The 16,478-nt window shown below is 65.2% G+C and carries 17 protein-coding genes; 4 read left to right on the top strand and 13 right to left on the bottom strand.

Features of this window, described 5'->3' with window-relative positions; genetic code table 11:
* Positions 1-24: 24 nt before the first annotated feature.
* From SJY12_RS10645 to SJY12_RS10610, 8 genes are all read right to left on the bottom strand, one after another.
* Entirely contained in the window at positions 25-597 is a 573-nt protein-coding gene (locus SJY12_RS10645) for a hypothetical protein (protein WP_063511053.1), read from the bottom strand.
* A 92-nt stretch (positions 598-689) separates the two neighbouring features.
* Positions 690-1,217 carry a demethoxyubiquinone hydroxylase family protein gene (locus SJY12_RS10640; protein ID WP_063506521.1) on the bottom strand — a complete coding sequence of 176 codons (528 nt, stop codon included), beginning with the start codon at positions 1,215-1,217 and terminating at the stop codon, positions 690-692.
* Positions 1,214-1,690, bottom strand: coding sequence for a disulfide bond formation protein B (locus tag SJY12_RS10635; protein WP_050601445.1), 477 nt, complete (start codon positions 1,688-1,690; stop codon positions 1,214-1,216). Before SJY12_RS10635 ends, SJY12_RS10640 begins: the two co-directional genes overlap by 4 nt.
* Before the next feature lie 15 nt (positions 1,691-1,705).
* Positions 1,706-3,046, bottom strand: a complete 1,341-nt coding sequence (locus SJY12_RS10630) for a S41 family peptidase (protein ID WP_063506519.1) — start codon at positions 3,044-3,046, stop codon at positions 1,706-1,708.
* A gap of 102 nt (positions 3,047-3,148) precedes the next feature.
* Positions 3,149-4,357 carry a murein hydrolase activator EnvC family protein gene (locus SJY12_RS10625; RefSeq protein ID WP_397505332.1) on the bottom strand — a complete coding sequence of 403 codons (1,209 nt, stop codon included), beginning with the start codon at positions 4,355-4,357 and terminating at the stop codon, positions 3,149-3,151.
* 17 nt (positions 4,358-4,374) lie between these two features.
* A complete protein-coding gene (locus SJY12_RS10620) occupies positions 4,375-4,797 on the bottom strand; it encodes a 23S rRNA (pseudouridine(1915)-N(3))-methyltransferase RlmH (RefSeq protein ID WP_397506694.1) in 423 nt (140 codons plus the stop codon).
* Between the two features lie 77 nt (positions 4,798-4,874).
* Entirely contained in the window at positions 4,875-5,294 is a 420-nt protein-coding gene (gene rsfS / locus SJY12_RS10615; RefSeq protein WP_050601448.1) for a ribosome silencing factor, read from the bottom strand.
* Positions 5,295-5,351: 57 nt separating this feature from the next.
* A complete protein-coding gene (locus SJY12_RS10610) occupies positions 5,352-6,017 on the bottom strand; it encodes a nicotinate-nucleotide adenylyltransferase (protein WP_269420603.1) in 666 nt (221 codons plus the stop codon).
* A gap of 323 nt (positions 6,018-6,340) precedes the next feature.
* Here SJY12_RS10610 and SJY12_RS10605 point away from each other — a divergent pair, with 323 nt between their 5' ends.
* Both SJY12_RS10605 and SJY12_RS10600 read left to right on the top strand, forming a co-directional pair.
* Positions 6,341-7,426, top strand: a complete 1,086-nt coding sequence (locus SJY12_RS10605) for a M23 family metallopeptidase (protein ID WP_397505331.1) — start codon at positions 6,341-6,343, stop codon at positions 7,424-7,426.
* A 16-nt stretch (positions 7,427-7,442) separates the two neighbouring features.
* Positions 7,443-7,835 carry a polymer-forming cytoskeletal protein gene (locus tag SJY12_RS10600; protein ID WP_050601450.1) on the top strand — a complete coding sequence of 131 codons (393 nt, stop codon included), beginning with the start codon at positions 7,443-7,445 and terminating at the stop codon, positions 7,833-7,835.
* A 63-nt stretch (positions 7,836-7,898) separates the two neighbouring features.
* Here SJY12_RS10600 and SJY12_RS10595 read toward each other — a convergent pair whose 3' ends face one another.
* The 5 genes from SJY12_RS10595 to SJY12_RS10575 form a co-directional block, all read right to left on the bottom strand.
* Positions 7,899-9,572 (bottom strand): long-chain fatty acid--CoA ligase, encoded by a 1,674-nt coding sequence (locus SJY12_RS10595; RefSeq protein ID WP_397505330.1) that lies wholly within the window; start codon positions 9,570-9,572, stop codon positions 7,899-7,901.
* 92 nt (positions 9,573-9,664) lie between these two features.
* A complete protein-coding gene (locus SJY12_RS10590; RefSeq protein ID WP_050601452.1) occupies positions 9,665-10,393 on the bottom strand; it encodes a DUF1013 domain-containing protein in 729 nt (242 codons plus the stop codon).
* A gap of 105 nt (positions 10,394-10,498) precedes the next feature.
* Positions 10,499-11,485 (bottom strand): glycosyltransferase family 4 protein, encoded by a 987-nt coding sequence (locus SJY12_RS10585; RefSeq protein WP_397506692.1) that lies wholly within the window; start codon positions 11,483-11,485, stop codon positions 10,499-10,501.
* 92 nt (positions 11,486-11,577) lie between these two features.
* Positions 11,578-12,474, bottom strand: a complete 897-nt coding sequence (locus SJY12_RS10580; RefSeq protein WP_050601453.1) for a UDP-2,3-diacylglucosamine diphosphatase — start codon at positions 12,472-12,474, stop codon at positions 11,578-11,580.
* A gap of 166 nt (positions 12,475-12,640) precedes the next feature.
* Positions 12,641-13,651, bottom strand: coding sequence for an NAD(P)H-quinone oxidoreductase (locus SJY12_RS10575; RefSeq protein WP_397505329.1), 1,011 nt, complete (start codon positions 13,649-13,651; stop codon positions 12,641-12,643).
* A 111-nt stretch (positions 13,652-13,762) separates the two neighbouring features.
* Here SJY12_RS10575 and SJY12_RS10570 point away from each other — a divergent pair, with 111 nt between their 5' ends.
* Together SJY12_RS10570 and clpA are read left to right on the top strand one after the other, a co-directional pair.
* The gene (locus SJY12_RS10570; RefSeq protein ID WP_063506515.1) at positions 13,763-13,963 is read left to right on the top strand and encodes a DUF1192 domain-containing protein; all 201 of its coding nucleotides are present in this window, start codon (positions 13,763-13,765) and stop codon (positions 13,961-13,963) included.
* A 129-nt stretch (positions 13,964-14,092) separates the two neighbouring features.
* Entirely contained in the window at positions 14,093-16,462 is a 2,370-nt protein-coding gene (gene clpA, locus SJY12_RS10565) for an ATP-dependent Clp protease ATP-binding subunit ClpA (protein WP_050601455.1), read from the top strand.
* Positions 16,463-16,478 lie beyond the last annotated feature (16 nt).

Below are 16,478 nucleotides of genomic sequence, written 5' to 3'. Positions count from 1 at the left end.
CGCAAATGGTTAACCGCGGATAGACTACTCCGGATCGGCGCCCGCTTCCGGCTGCGGAAGCGCGTCTTCCCCGGCGGTTTCGGCAGCCCGTTCGCGCTCGAGCCGTTCCATATATTCGCGCTCGATCATTTCGACGCGTTCCTGTTCGGCGGCTGCGTCTTCATCGATCGTGGCGAGGCGCTTGGCGCGTTCTGCAGCGATGATCTCGCCAAAGCGGACGCCCGCGTCATTCGCCTTGTCGGCATAGGCCGCATTGATCATTTCCTGCGTGCAACCGGTAAAGCCGCCGGCACCCGTGGGCGAACAGGACATGATCCCGAAATCGCCTGCCATTTCGAATCGCTCCACGCGTTCGGCCCAGGAAGTGTTCGCCGGGCTTTGCGAGAAGCGCAGAGTTTCGGGGATCCGGTAGCGGTCGTTTTCGGCCTTGCGCGCGCAGACGACGATCTGGTCGGCGGTCGACTGCGGGCATTCGTCATCGCCGTAGACGATCACCATGTTGTAACTGTCGTCGCCCGTCTCCACCGCGTCCTGCGCATGGGCGGCGGCCGGTAGGGCAAGCGCAAGACCGGCAATGGCTATCAGCGATTTCGACATGGGTATCCTCTCGGGCGTTTGCAGGCGAAGCGACAACACGCTTCGGGCAGTGAACTGGTCATGAAGCGCGAAAGCGGGGGTCCCGGTTCCCGTCAGACACGTTCGGAAACACGGATCGCAGCGCGACAGCCGAGCCGGATGAGGCCCGACAGCAGCGGGTAGGCTGGCGCACGTTCCGCACCGGCGGCAAGCGCCGCATCACGATGCTCGCGTTCGTCCTCGCGAAATTCCTCGATCATCGCCGCGAGTTCGGGGTCCTCACCGGTCTCCTGCAACCGGTCGAGCTGGCGCGAATAGTGATCGTCGATTTCGGTTTCGACCGCCGCGGTGCAGGCCATCGCCGCTTCGGGGCCGATCAGCGCCGTAACCGCGCCCAGTGCGAACCCTGCCTTGTCCCAGAAAGGTTGCAGCGCGGTCGGGCGGACCCCGCGGCGCGCCATCAATGCATCGAACTGCGCGCGGTGGCCCGCTTCCTGCTCTGCCATGCCGGCGATTTCAGCCGAATCGGGGCCGCGATCACCCATCACCGCCAGCTGGCCGGCGTAGATCCGCGTGGCGCCGAATTCGCCCGCCTGGTCGACGCGGATCATGCGAGCGATATGGTCGGGCACCTTGGTCATGCGTTGCGATCCTTCACCATCAGGACGGAAATTGCCAGTGCTGCCGCGCTCGACACGAGGAAATTGTAGCCCGCCAGGCTAATCCCCGCGAGCGTCCAGGCGGGCTCGTCACACCGCACCAGCGGCGTGTTCATGATGTCCTCAAGCGCATTACCGCTGCCGCCTCCGGCGATGACCGCGCAGGAGGTGATCCCCGGCCACCAACCGTATTCGACGCCTGCGTGGAACAGGCCGATGGCGCCCGACAGCGCGATCGCGAGCGCCGCAAGCCAGATCCACAGCCGCCGCGGCGTCACGGTGTAGGCTAGCAGCGCCAGTCCGACCGCAGCGAAATGCGGCCAGCGCTGCCACCAGCACATCTCGCAGGGGTACAGGCCGAAACCGTATTCCGAGAGATACGCCCCGCCCAGCAGCGCTGCCGGTACGGCAAGCGCGAGCAGGCGGGCGAGACGGGCGTGTTGCGTCAGGAACATGCTGCGCGGCCTAGCCTATTTCGCGCGCGCGGCAATGTTCATCGGGCTCGTGCGGCGCAGCGTCTGCAGCGCGTAATGCAGCTGGAAATCTTCGATCCCCTGCTCTTCCAGTTCCTCGGCGGTCTGCTGGAACCGCGGATCGTCGCGCGCATCTTTCTCCACCGCGTCGTCCTCGATGCCGATCTCGTTGATGAGATGGCCGCGCAGATCCGATTCGCGCATCTGGAAGCGCGCGCGCTTGGCCAGATCGGGATCGGACAGCTGCGGGACGGTAATGTCGGGGTCGATCCCGCCTTCCTGGACCGAATGGCCCGAAGGCGTGAAATAGCGCGCCGTCGTCAGCTTGAGTGCCGCATCGCGGCCGAGCGGCAGCAGCGACTGCACGCTGCCCTTGCCGAAGCTGCGTTCGCCCATCACCACGGCGCGGCGATGGTCCTGCAGGGCGCCAGCGACGATTTCCGAAGCCGACGCCGAGCCAGCATCGATCAGCACGACCATCGGCAGGCCGCCGGCGATGTCGCCGCGGAACACGGTTTCGGCGTCATAGGCGATATTCTCGCCGCGGGCGCGGCCACGCTGCGAGACGATGCGGCCTTCGGTGAGGAAGAGATCGGACAGCGCGACCGCTTCGTCGAGCGAGCCGCCGGGGTTGGAGCGCAGATCGAGCACCAGCCCGTCGATCCGGCCGGTGGCTTCCGCTTTCATTTCTTCCCACGCTGTAAAGACATCGCTGCCGACATCGCGGGAAAATTCATTGACCATGATTTGGCCGATATTGCCCTCATGCAGTTCCCAGGTGACCGGTTCGAGTTCGATCACGCCGCGCTTCACAGAAAGATCGAAGGGTTCGTCGCGGCCCGGGCGGAAGATCGTGAGCTGGATCGAGGTACCCTCGCGGCCGCGCATCTGCGCGACCGATTCATCGAGCTCCTGCCCCACGATCAGCCGCCCATCGAGATGGGTGATGAAATCGCCGGCCTTGATCCCCGCAATATCGGCCGGGCTGCCGCGGAACGGCGAGATCACCTTCACCGCGCCGTCTTCCGCCACGACGGAGAGGCCCAGGCCCGAATAATTGCCGTCGATCATCGTTTCGAGCCGCTGCAAATCGCTGCCGTCGAGATAGCCCGAATGCGGATCGAGCGCGGCCAGCATGCCATCGATCATGCCGCGCATCAGCGTTTCATCGTCGACCGGGTCGACATAGCTCGCCTTGATCCGCTGGTAGACCCCGAGGACCTTCGAGAATTCGGCCCCCGCGCGGCCATCGACCTGCGCCATGCTGGCAGTGGTCGCGGGAATCAGCGCGACGGCGGTCACGAGTGCGGCCGAACGGGCGAGAGCGGCGAATTTCATGGGCGAGAGGACTCCTTTGCGCAGGCTAATCTATCGCCTGTGCGCGCTTAATGCCAGATGAGCAGCATTACGCAGTACGCGCGAGCCGGTTTCGACCAGCGCCTAGCGCAGGTAATCGAGCGGGTTCACCGGTTCGCCATCCTGCCGCAGTTCCAGCGCCACTTCGCCGCCGTGCTGCGGGGCAAGGCCGAGCGGGGACCCCGCGTCGACCGCCTGGCCGACTGCCACATCGAGCGACGCCAACCCGGTCACCAGGCTGGTCCAGCCATTGGCATGTTCGACGATCGCAATGCGGCCGAAGCCGCGATAGGGCCCGGCGAAGATCACGCGCCCCGCACCCGGCGCGACCACCTGTCCGCTGCCGCGCGCGTCGAGTGCGATCCCCGCTTGGCGCTGGCCGCTGGCCCCCGCTTCGCCGAAGCCCGCGCTGATCCTGCCCGCCACGGGCAGCTGGTATTGCTGCGGCGGCTGGGTGGCGCTGGGCTGGGGGCGCGGCGTCGCGGAGATGGTCGCCGCAGCGGGGTTTGCCGGCCGCGCCACCGGTCCGGGCAGCAACGCAAGCCGTTTGCGCAGCGATCCGGCGGATTCGAGGCGGGCAACCAGCTGGTCGAGATCGATAGCCTGTTCGGCGAGGACCAGCGCGCGCTGCGCTTCGCGATCGGCGCCGCCGGCAGCCTGCCGTGCCTTGAGCCGTTCCTGCGCCGCCAACGCCACCAATTGCTTGCGCCGCTGCAGCAATGTGGCTTCGCTGTCGCGGCGATCGCTTACCGCCGCGCGCGCCTCCGCCTGAAGCGCGCGGGCCCGGTCGAGCTGGCTGCGCAGCGCCGCCGTTCGCTCGCGCACGAGCGGGATCGTGCTGTCGAGCACGGCGCGCGTATAGACCAGGTCGCGCAGCGACCCGGGCTGGAGCGCCGAAAGGGATAGCGGCCTGCGCGTCATCGATTGCAGCGCGCCGGCCAGATGCGCCAGGGGCGCACGGCGGGCAGCCAGTTCGCGGTCCAGCTTGCGGCGTTTGCTATTGGCGAGTTGCAGGCGCGCTTCGGCGGCGGCGATACCGGCTTCGGCCTGCTGGACGCGCGCCGCCAGGGCGGCAGCGGCGCTGCGCGCCTTCTGCGCGGTTTCGCGCGACCGCGAGGCGCGCTGTTCGAGCCGTTCGCCGCGGGCGCGAGCGTTGCGCTGCTGCTGCCGCGCGGCATCGAGCGCGGCTTGCGCGTCTTCGACGGTGTCGATCCGGGCAGGCGCCTGCGCGGTGGCGGGCAGCCCCAGCCAGGCCGCAGCAAGCAATCCGGCGATGACGGCGGGGCGGCGCATCGCGGCAATCTGCCCGATCAGCCGCTGCGATGATAGGGGTGACCCGCGATTATCGTCGTGGCGCGGTAGAGCTGTTCGGCCAGCATCGCGCGCGCCAGCAGATGCGGCCACGTCGCCCGGCCGAAGGCGAGCAGCAGATCGGCCGCGCGGCGATCGTCATCGGCATGGCCATCGGCAGCGCCGATCACGAAGCGGCATTCGCGCATCCCGTCGTCGCGCCAACGCTCAAGGATGGCCGCGAGCTTTTCGGACGGCAGATCCTGCCCGCGTTCGTCGAGCAGCACGGTCTTGCACGGGGTTTGCGGCTCGGGAATGCGCCCGCCCGTCTCGGGCAGTTCGGTCAGGCGCAGTGGCCAGATAAGCCGCTTTTCATAGCGCGCCACGAGCTCCGCTTCGGGCGAGCGCGCGATCTTGCCGCGGGCGATGATATGCAAGAGAATGGCGCACCCCTCCGGCAGGCGATGGTCCGATCGGGCCAACCGGGCGTCGGCCGGCCCTGCTCAAGATCGGTCTGGCGTCAGGCGTTCCCGGCCACCGGCGGCGCATCGCCGAAGGCCCACATCCGCTCGAGATTGTAGAAACTGCGCACTTCGGGGCGGAACAGGTGGACGACGATATCCCCCGCGTCGAGCAGCACCCAATCGGCCGCGGGAAGCCCTTCGAGCTTCACCGGACCGAAACCGGCCTGCTTGATTTTCTCGGCCAGCTTTTGCGCGATGGCAGCGACCTGGCGGGTCGAGCGGCCCGAGGCGATGACCATATGGTCGGCGATCGAGCTCTTGCCCTTCAGATCGATGGTCACGATGTCCTGCGCCTGGTCGTCATCGAGCTGCGTCAGCACGAGCTTGAGCAGCGGGTCGAGGTTTGCGTCAGACAAGTCGATCACCTGTGCCGGATTGGAACCGGCGGATGCCGGGATGGATTGCGCCTGTGTCATAGGCGGATGCGATGCTCCTGAATTGAGAGGCTTGGGCCATGGAAGGACCAGCGCGCATCATGGCGCGGTGGTTTCCTCCCCCGACAGTATCAAGCGATGCGTCAGTTGGTCCCTTGGAGGCGGTCCGGTGAAGCGTAAGGCCCAATCGGGATCGGCGCGGCGAATTGCCGTGGCCGACCTTTCATCGGGATCGAAACGCAAGGTCACCAGTGTCGGTGCGCTCCATTCGCCCCTTCCAACAAAGCTGGACAGCGGCACGGAAAAGCGCCTCAGCCAGGCCATCGCGGGGCTCGCGATTGCAGAGGCATCATAGCCGGGCCGCGCGATAACCGCAATCGGCATCGTGCGCGCAATTCCGCGCCAGTCCTTCCAGCGATGGAATTGCGCCAGATTGTCCGATCCCATCAACCAGACGAAATCGTTCTTGCGATAGCGCCGCGTCAGCGCGCCGAGCGTATCGACGGTGTAGCGGGTGCCCAGTTCGCGCTCGATCGCGGTTACCCGGATCGGCGCGCGCCGGGCCTGCGCCATTGCCGATCGCACGCGGGCTGCGAGCGGCGCCATCCCGGTCCTGGGCTTGAGCGGATTGCCCGGCGAGACCAGCCACCACACTTCGTCGAGCGCAAGCGCGCGCAAGAGGTAGAGCGATATGCGGCGATGTCCGCCGTGGGCCGGATTGAAACTGCCGCCAAGCAGCCCGATTCGACGCCGCGGGCCCGTCAAAGTGCTCCGCCCCGGAATTTGTCGTTCTTATACAATGGCTTGCTCGCTTCGACCCTTGAAGATTCTAAGCCCTTGGGAATATTGGACTTCGTTTCGGCAAGCAAAATCGATCCCCTGAAAGATTGTATAAAAACGACTCGTCCCATCGATGCGTCGGTTCGTAGATTTTGTGGGAACCGCGATTCGATTTCATAACCATCGTTTGGTAGCCCGGCTGTGGGACGTGAAAAGACCATAAGGGACGGGTCGTTTTGAGCAACAGCAACGCCATCATTGGCTTGGCGAATCGCGTGCGCAGCTGGTTTCCGGATCGCGAATTCTTCATGCGATCCGAAGGCCAAGTGCGCTTCATAACCATATCCTCCAAGGTCCAGATGACGGCAGCAGCGCTGGCGCTGGCTGCGCTGGTGGTATGTGCCGCGTCGGTCGCGATTGCCGGCTGGACGCAGTATCGCGCGGAAACCGAGCGGCTTTCGCTCCGCGACCGCGAAGCCCGCGTCGCCACGGCCGAAGAGCGCGTCGATGCCTATGGCGCGGACATTGCCGCGGTGAAGGACGACCTCAACCGCCGCATGGAATTCCTCGAAGCGATGGGCGAGGCGCTGCCCGAAGACCTCAAGGCATTCAGCAGCGTCAGCGACAGCGCGTCGGAGGCTGCCGAGACGGTCGAGAAGGTCAGTGCAGCCTTTCCCGAAGCCGCCGAACTCGCCCGTATCGAAGCACGCCAGCTCGCACTGGTCGAAGGCCTCACGCATTATGCCGACTGGCGCGCCCAACGCGCTGCCACGGCGCTCGAAAAGCTCGGGCTCGATTCTGCGAGCATGATCCGCACCGCCGAACGCGGCGCGATGGGTGGTCCGTTCGAAAACCTCGCCACCGAAGCCGATGGTTCGATCGACCCGCGCTTCGTGCGGCTCGGCCTGTCGATCGCACGCATGGATGCGCTCGAGCGTGGCCTCGCGGGCGTGCCGCAGGTGACGCCGGCGCATAAGGACATGATTTCCAGCGGCTTCGGTTTCCGCCGCGATCCGTTCAACGGCGGCGGGGCGATGCACAAGGGCCTCGACTTCCGCGGGGCGATCGGTACGCCAATCAGCGCTGCCTCGGACGGTCGCGTCAGCTTCGTCGGCTGGAAGGGCGGCTATGGCAAGACGGTCGAGATCACGCATGGCAACGGCCTGATGACGCGCTATGCGCATATGTCGCGCTTCAACGCGAAAGTCGGCCAGCGCGTCGTCGCGGGCGAGACGATCGGGGCCATCGGCAATACCGGCCGTTCGACCGGCCCGCATCTCCACTTTGAGGTGCGTATCAACAATCGCGCGGTCAATCCGCGCACTTTCCTGGAGACCGCTCCTGATGTTCTCGAAGAAATCCGGCGGAGCCCCAACCCCGCCCGTACCAAGTAATCAGGGACGCGAGCGCATGGCCAGCAAGAGCAATTCCACCTTCTCGGTCCTCGGATCGGACCTCGCGATCACCGGCGACATCACCGCTTCGGCAGATCTGCATGTCGATGGCGCGGTCGAAGGCGATATCGCCTGCTCCGCGCTCGTTCAGGGCGAAACCAGCACGGTCAAGGGCGCGATCAAGGCGGAAACCGCCCGGCTTGCCGGCACCGTCGAGGGATCGATCACCGCGCGTGAACTCGTGATCCTCAAGACCGCCAAGATTACCGGCGACGTCTTCTACGATGCGCTCACGATCGAACAGGGCGCTCAGGTCGAGGGACGTTTCGCGCATCGCAACGCCAAGAGCGGCGCGGCTACCGCGCCTTCGTCAAGCTCGGCAAAGCCCGAGCTGACCGTCGCCGGCTGACCTCTAGCCCTTGCTACATCACGAGGCCGCTTGCGTGCGAACGCAGGCGGCCTTGTCGTATGGTCAGCCGAGCACTTCGGCGCGCAGCGCCTTGCGATCAAGTTTGCCGATCATGGTCTTGGGCAGATCGGCACGGATCACCACTTCGTCGGCACGTTCGTGCTTGCCCACGCGGGCATTGAGCCAGTCGCGCAGTTCCTCGCCGGTCGCCTGAGCGTCGGCGTTGAGCGTGACATAGGCCACCGGCGCTTCGCCGCGATAGGAATCGGGCCGTCCGATCACGAGCGCTTCCTTCACCCCCGGATGGTCGAGCAGGACGTCTTCGACCTGGCTGGGGAAGACCTTGAACCCGCCCACCGCGATCATGTCCTTGATCCGATCGACGATTTCGAGAAAGCCGTCGCTGTCGAGCGTGGCGACGTTGCCGGTGCGCAGCCAAGTCTTGCCCTGATGCTCGACGAACACGTCCTTCGCTGCATCGGGCCGGTTCCAATAGCCCTGCATGATCTGCGGACCATGGAGTGCGAGCTCGCCCGGCTCGCCTTCCGCCGCGAGGACGCTGGGATCTTCCTTGTCGAGCAGCAGCACTTCGGTCTGCATGACAACCTGACCGATGGTCCCCGGCTTGCGTGTGCCTTCGTAGGGATTGGTCGATATCACACCCGAACTTTCGGTAAGCCCGTAGCCTTCAACCAGCCGTACGCCGGTCCTGGCTTCGAACTTCTCGCGCAGGGGCGCCGGGAGCGGTGCGCCGCCCGAGATGCATACTCGCAGGCTCGACACATCGGTCTTGTCCAGGTCGGGATGGTCGAGCAGCGCCTGAAACATCGTCGGCACGCCCGGAAATCCGGTCGCCCCGTGCTTTTCGATCGTCTGGAGGACCTGTTTGGCATCGAACCGCGGGACCATGGCTATCGCCGCCCCCGTCACCACCGCGTGGTTGAGCAGCGCCGTGTTGGCAAAGACATGGAAGAACGGCAACGCGCCCATGAAGACCTCGTGCGAAGGGTCGCCATAGGGATTGAGCCCGGCAACCTGCTGCGCGTTGATCGACAGATTGGCATGCGTGAGCATCGCGCCCTTCGGCGTCCCCGTCGTCCCGCCGGTATATTGCAGCAAGGCCAGCGCCTGCGGGGCGATCTCGGGCAGCTTGCCCCCGTGCTTTCGCCCGCCCTCGAGGAATTCGTCCCAGCGGAGGACCGATTCGCCATAGTCAACGCGCGCGATCTTGCTGCGCGCGAACACGCGCATGGCGAGCCCTTTGGCAAACGGCAGCATCTGCGCCAGCGAGCTGACGACCAGCGTCTTGAGCGCCGAACCCTGCAGCACCTTCTGCGCAGTGGCGTAGAGCTCGGGTACATCGACGGTAACCAGCAGGCGGGTGCCCGAATCGGCCACCTGCTGCTCGAGTTCCTCGACCGAATAGAGCGGCGAGAAATTCACCACCACCGCGCCCGCCATCATCGCCCCGTAATAGGCGACGACATAGCTCGGGACGTTGGGCAGGAAGAGCCCGACACGGTCGCCCGGCGCGATCCCGCGCCGCTTGAGCGCATGAGCGAAGGCCTGCGCATCGCGGAACAGTTCGCCATAGGTGAAGGTGCGGCCGAGAAAATACAGCAAAGGCGCATCGGGGCGGGCCTGCACCGTCCGCGCGAACATGGCGGGCAGCGCCAGCGGTTCGAACGTGGTGTTCCAGGGCACCGGATGATGGTTCGGTAGCTTGCTTACATCCATGTCAATAGCATGGAGTATTGCGTCTCAAACGCAAGTAAAAAGGCGGGAAAAGCCAACGCTTTCCCCGCCTTCGAATGCTTTTCCCCGATGCGTCAGGCGGGGCCGGTATCGCCCGGCTCTCCGCCGTCTTCGCTCGTCCGCTTGGCTTCGAGCCACGCCGCGGCTTCGGCTTCCTGCGCGGCTTCGGCAGCGGCCTTGACGTTGGCTTCGCGTTCAGCGTGCAGTTCCTCGATCAGCTTCTCGCGATCGCTGCTGCCGCTGGCCACCACCGGCGCTGCTTCTTCATCGTCGACCGGCAGGTTCTTGGCCGCCTTGGCCACCACGGCGTCGAGTTCGCGCTGCGAGCACAGGCCCAGCGTAACCGGGTCCTTGGGCTGGATGTTCTGGATGTTCCAGTGGCTGCGTTCGCGGATCGCGCCGATCGTGTTGCGCGTGGTGCCGATCAGCTTGCCGATCTGCGCATCGGAAATTTCCGGGTGGTTGCGCAGGATCCAGGCGATGCCGTCGGGCTTGTCCTGCCGCTTCGATACGGGAGTGTAGCGCGGGCCCTTGGTCCGGCTGACCGCCACCGGCGCGCGCTGCATCTTGAGGCGATACTCCGCATCGGCCTGACCCTTTTCGATCTCTTCCTGCGTCAGTTCGCCAGCATGCACCGGGTCGCGGCCCGTATACTTGCTGCCCGCCAGATCGTCCGCCATCGCCTGCACTTCGAGGATATGGAGGCCGCAGAATTCCGCGATCTGTTCGAACGACAGACCGGTGTTGTCGACCAGCCAGGTGGCGGTCGCATGCGGCATCAGCGGTTTGGGTTGGTCGGCCATGGAAATGCCTTTTCTCGTCTTGCGAAAATAGAAGGGCCGCCCCTCGCGGGACGGCCGTTATCCTGCCCATCTAGGCGAGAGTGCCCGATTGTACAAGCGAAAGCCTCAGGCGCTCGGCAATGCCTCCGGCTCGAGTGCAGCCAGCCCGGCGAGGAACTGGCCCGTCGCCGCACTCCAGCTGAAGCCCGCGCCATAATCGGCGCAGCTCTTGCGGTCGCAGAACAGCGCCGCGGCGATCGCGCGGTCGAGGTTTTCGCTCAGCGCACCGACCTGTTCGGTGACGATATCGCGCGGGCCCGGCACGGGAAAGGCGGCGACGGGCGTGCCGCAGGCCAGCGCTTCGATCATCACCAGGCCGAAGGTGTCGGTCCTGCTGGGAAAGACGAAGACATCCGCCCCGGCGTAGCATCCGGCAAGGCCGCGTCCCGTGCGGCGACCGAGGAAGTGCACCTCGGGATGATCCGCCCTGAGCGTTTCGAGCGCCGGGCCGTCCCCCACCACGACCTTGCTGCCGGGATAGCCATTGGCGAGGAAGGCGCCGATGTTCTTTTCCACCGCCACCCGGCCGACATAGAGCTGGATCGGGCGCGGCAGGTCGGCGAATTCGGGTGGCGGCGGCGCATCAGGCGTGAAACAGGCCAGATCGACGCCACGGCTCCAGCGATGCAGCTGCGGCAGGCCGTGCGCGCGCAATTCCGCGCTGATGCTCTCGGTCGCGACCAGCACGCGCCGCGCGGGGCGATGGAACCACTCGATATACCGCCAGAACCACTGCGCGGGCAGGTGCGTCCGACTGGCGAGGTAATCCGGAAATTGCGTGTGATAGGCGGTGGTGAAGCGGATGCCCCGGCGCGTGCAATAGCCGCGTGCGGCCATGCCCAGTGGCCCCTCGGTGGCGATATGGATCGCTTCGGGGGCAAAGGTGCGCAGTCTTTCGCCGACCACGCCCGGCAATGCCAGCGCCAGCCGGATTTCGGGATAGGTCGGGCAGGCCACGCTGCTGAACTGGTCGGGCGAGATCACCAGCACCTCGTGCCCCTGCGCGCGCAAATGGTCGCAGGTCGTGGTGAGCGTGCGCACCACGCCGTTCATCTGCGGCAGCCAGGCATCGGTGACGATCGCGATGCGCTGTGGCGCGGCAGCCGGGCAGGCCGCACGAGTGCCGGCGGCAGCGAGTTGCACGGTCACGCGGCCTCCGGCACTGACGGCGTGACGTCACTTTCGCAGCGGTTGCGCCGCGCGACTTCGTCAGGCCAGTGGAGGATTTCCATGCGGCCGTCGGCATGTTCGACCAGCGCATTGCACCCTTCGACCCAATCGCCGTCGTTCCAATATTCGACGCGCTTGCCGCCATATTCGAAACTGCGGAACTCGGCGGTGTGGATATGACCGCAGACCACGCCGTCGACGCCGCGCTCCGCCGCCGCGCGGGCGACCACTTCCTCGTATTTCGAGATGAACTCGACCGCGTTCTTGACCTTGTTCTTTGCCGCTTTCGAGATCGACCAATAGGGCAGGCCCAGCCGCTTGCGCGCGGCGGCCACCCAATTGTTGAGCTTCATCATCACGTGGTAGAGCGCGTCGCCGACGAAGGCGAGCCAGCGGTGCGCCAGCATGATGGTGTCGAATTCGTCGCCATGCAGGACCATCAGCCGGCGCCCGTCCGCGGTGTCGTGGAACGCGGCACGCATGATTTCCACTCCGCCGAAATTCATGCCGCTGAACGGGCGGACCATCTCGTCGTGATTGCCCGGGATATAGATGATCCGCGTGCCGCGCTTGGCACGCTTGAGGATGCGCCAGACAATATCGCTGTGTTCGGGCGGCCAGTAGACCTTCTTCTTCAGCCGCCAGCCGTCGATGATGTCGCCGACCAGATACATGGTGTCGCTGTCGGTGTGGTCGAGGAAGTCGATCAGCAGTTCGTGATTGCAGCCCTTGGTGCCGAGATGCACGTCGCTGATCCAGATCGTGCGATAGGTGCGTCGCTCTTCGAGCCTGCGTTCGGGTACGCGGGGCTTGATCGAAGGGAAATTCGCAACCTTGTGCGCGGCGTCGAAATGATTGGGCAGATCGTTCATGGGCCGGACCCCCTGATGGGTTACGGCCCTAGTCCTGGCACATGTTTGTTACGGGCGATTCACAGTGGAGTTACCGATAGGCGACATTGCGACAATCCCGAGTCGTCCGGGGCCTTACGGCAAGCGTCAAAGGGTCTCCGCCCGGTCGGTCAGGTAGCAACCCGCCTCAGTCGCCGAACACCTCGAGCACGATCTTGCCGATATGCGCGCCTTCTTCCATCCGCGCATGCGCCGCGCCGGCTTCGGCAAGCGGGAAGGTCTGGTCCATCACCGGGGCGACCGCCCGTTCTTCGAACAGCGGCCAGGCATGATGATAGATCTCGTCGGCGATCAGCGCCTTGAATTCGTCCGACCGCGGCCGCAGCGTCGATCCGGTCAGCGACAGCCGCTTGCGCATCACGGTGGCCATGTTGATTTCCGCCTTCAGCCCGCCAAGCACGGCGATCGTGACGTGACGGCCATCTTCGGCGAGGCATTCCATGTTGCGTGCAACATAATCGCCCGAGACCATGTCGAGTACGACATCGACGCCTTCGCCATCGGTGAAGCGCTTGACCTCCTCGACGAAGTCCTGGGTCTTGTAATTGATCGCCAGATCGGCGCCGAGTTCGCGGATGGCTGCGCACTTATCGTCGCTGCCCGCGGTCGAGATCACCTTCATCTCGAAGGCCTTGGCGAGCTGGATCGCCATGGTCCCGATGCCGCTGGTCCCGCCATGCACCAGCAGCGTTTCGCCGTCGCTGGCCCAGCCGCGCTCGAACACATTGTGCCACACGGTGAACAGCGTTTCGGGAATGGCCGACGCCGTATCGAACGCCATGTCGTCGGGCAGGCGCAGGCTGTGTGCGACATGCGCCAAGCAATATTCGGCATAGCCGCCGCCGGACACCAGCGCGCAGACGCGGCGACCCTGCACCTCGGGTCCGACACCGGGGCCGGTTGCCACCACCGTGCCCGACACTTCGAGCCCGGGAATCGGCGAGGCGCCCGGCGGCGGCGGATAGAAGCCTTGCCGCTGGATAACGTCGGGGCGGTTGACCCCCGCATAGGCGACCCGGATCAGGATCTGGTTGGCGCCGGGCACCGGCACGGGCAGCGTTTCCGGACGGAGCACTTCGGGCCCCCCGGCCTCGTCGAATCCCATCGCCGTCATCGTCTCGGGCAAATTGGCTGCCACTCGCGGACCCCCTCTAGATCGGTTGCTGCGCGCTTTCCCCCGGCACGCCCGCCGCGCAATACCTCGCGTTACCGTTGACAGCAACCACCCAGAATTGCGACATTGCTGTCAATGGAAGATGACGCGAGTCCACGCCCGCGAGGCGACGCCGCCAGCCAGTTGGCCGGCGAGGACCTGGCCCCCTATTCGCAAAGCGAGCTCGCCGCCCGCATCGCCCTGCTCGAAGCGGAGATCGCCCGGGTCGAGAAACACCGGCAGGCCGCAGCCGCGCATCGCGACGCGGCCGAAGCGTTGTTCGGGGCGAAGGAATAGTTGCCGGTGCCGGGGCTGAAAAAGCCGGGTTCCGTACCCATATCACGCCCGCATACAGCTTTGGCTAACTTTCGCCGCATAGGCTGTCTAATGTCCGCTTCGCGCAAGTCCCACGAGAAAGATATCTGAATGCCCAGCTTCGCCGCCAATCTCGAGAAGACCCTTCACGCCGCGCTCACCGACGCGGGCGAGCGCCGGCACGAATATGCCACGCTCGAGCACCTGCTGCTGTCGTTGATCGACGACGAGGATGCGGCGCAGGTCATGGCGGCCTGCGGCGTTGACCTGGCCGAGCTTACCGCGGTGGTGAAGCAATATCTCGAACAGGAATACCAGTCGCTGCAGTCGGACGAGAGCGCCGATCCGCAGCCGACTGCAGGGTTCCAGCGTGTGATCCAGCGCGCCATCCTCCACGTCCAGTCGTCGGGCAAGGACACGGTGACCGGCGCGAACGTGCTGGTTGCGCTGTTTTCCGAGCGTGACAGCTACGCGGTCTATTTCCTGCAGCAACAGGACATGAGCCGCCTCGACGCCGTCAGTTTCATCAGCCACGGTATCGGCAAGGGCGGCAAGCCGGTCGAAAGCCGATCACCCGAAGGCGCCGAAAGCGGCGAGGCGCAGGGTGACGACAAGGCGGGCGACAAGGGCAAGAAGGAAACCGCGCTGGACCAGTTCACGGTCAATCTGAACAAGAAGGCCGAGGACGGACGCATCGATCCGCTGATCGGCCGCGGGCCCGAAGTCGATCGCACGGTCCAGATCCTGTGCCGCCGCAGCAAGAACAATCCGCTCTACGTGGGTGATCCCGGCGTCGGAAAGACCGCCATTGCTGAAGGGCTAGCGCGCAAGATCGTCGAGGGCGACGTTCCCGAAGTGCTGCAGGAAGCAGTGATCTATTCGCTCGACATGGGCGCGCTGCTGGCCGGCACGCGCTATCGCGGCGATTTCGAGGAACGGCTCAAGCAGGTGGTCACCGAACTCGAAGGCATGCCCGAAGCGATCCTGTTCATCGACGAAATCCACACGGTGATCGGTGCCGGGGCGACCAGCGGCGGAGCGATGGATGCGTCCAACCTCCTTAAGCCCGCGCTGTCGAGCGGCGCCATCCGCTGCATCGGTTCGACCACTTACAAGGAATTCCGCAACCACTTCGAGAAGGATCGCGCGCTGTTGCGGCGGTTCCAGAAAATCGATGTGAACGAACCCACCATCGAGGACACTGTAAAGATCCTCAAGGGGTTGAAGACCGCCTTCCAGGACCATCACAAGGTTACCTATACCGCCGATGCGCTGAAGACCGCGGTCGAGCTGTCGGCCCGCTACATCAACGACCGCAAGCTGCCCGACAAGGCGATCGACGTGATCGACGAAGTCGGGGCGATGCAGATGCTGGTCCCACCCAGCCGCCGCAAGAAGAAGATCACTGCGCGCGAGATCGAGGCGGTGATTGCGACGATGGCGCGGATTCCGCCCAAATCGGTAAGCAAGGACGACAAGAAGGCGCTCGAGAACCTCGAACGCGATCTCAAGCACGTGGTCTTCGGGCAGGATGCGGCCGTCAAGAAGCTGGCGACTGCGATGAAGCTCAGCCGCGCGGGCCTGCGCGACCCGGACAAGCCGATCGGCAGTTTCCTGTTCAGTGGCCCGACCGGGGTCGGCAAGACCGAAGTCGCGCGTCAGCTCGCCAGCATCATGGGGATCGAACTCAAGCGCTTCGACATGTCCGAATACATGGAACGCCACAGCGTCAGCCGGCTGATCGGCGCGCCCCCGGGCTATGTCGGTTACGACCAGGGCGGCCTGCTGACCGATGCGGTCGACCAGAATCCGCACAGCGTGCTGCTGCTCGACGAGATCGAGAAGGCGCATCCCGACCTGTTCAACATCCTGCTGCAGGTGATGGATAACGGCCGGTTGACCGACCATCACGGCAAGACGGTCGATTTCCGTAATGTCGTGCTGATCATGACCACCAATGCCGGCGCGGCCGACATGGCCAGCCAGGGCATCGGTTTCGGTGACGTGTCCAAGGAAGATGCGAGCGAGGAAGCGGTCAAGCGGATGTTCACGCCCGAATTCCGCAACCGGCTCGATGCGATCGTGCCGTTCGGTTATCTCGGCAAGGACACCGTCGCGCGCGTGGTCGACAAGTTCATCCTCCAGCTCGAACTGCAGCTGGCTGAACAGAATGTCGACATCCAGTTCGACAAGGAAGCCCGCGCATGGTTGGCCGACAAGGGCTACGACCGCCTGTTCGGCGCGCGCCCGATGGGCCGCTTGATCCAGGATCGGATCAAGCAACCGCTGGCCGAGGAACTGTTGTTCGGCAAGCTGGCCGACGGCGGTGAGGTTTCGGTGACGATGAAGGACGGCAAACCGGCCTTCGAACTCACCCCCGCCCCGCCCCGTACCAAGCGCAAACCGGCCGCGAAAAAGAAGGCGGCGGGCAACAAGAAGCCCGAAGCCGATGCCAGCGAGGAAAACGGCGGCAACAGCTGACGCGGCATTTCGCATC

The sequence above is a fragment of the Qipengyuania sp. R86523 genome, from assembly GCF_044596365.1.
GTDB lineage: Bacteria > Pseudomonadota > Alphaproteobacteria > Sphingomonadales > Sphingomonadaceae > Qipengyuania > Qipengyuania citrea.
This window is presented reverse-complemented; position numbering and strand designations above follow the sequence as displayed.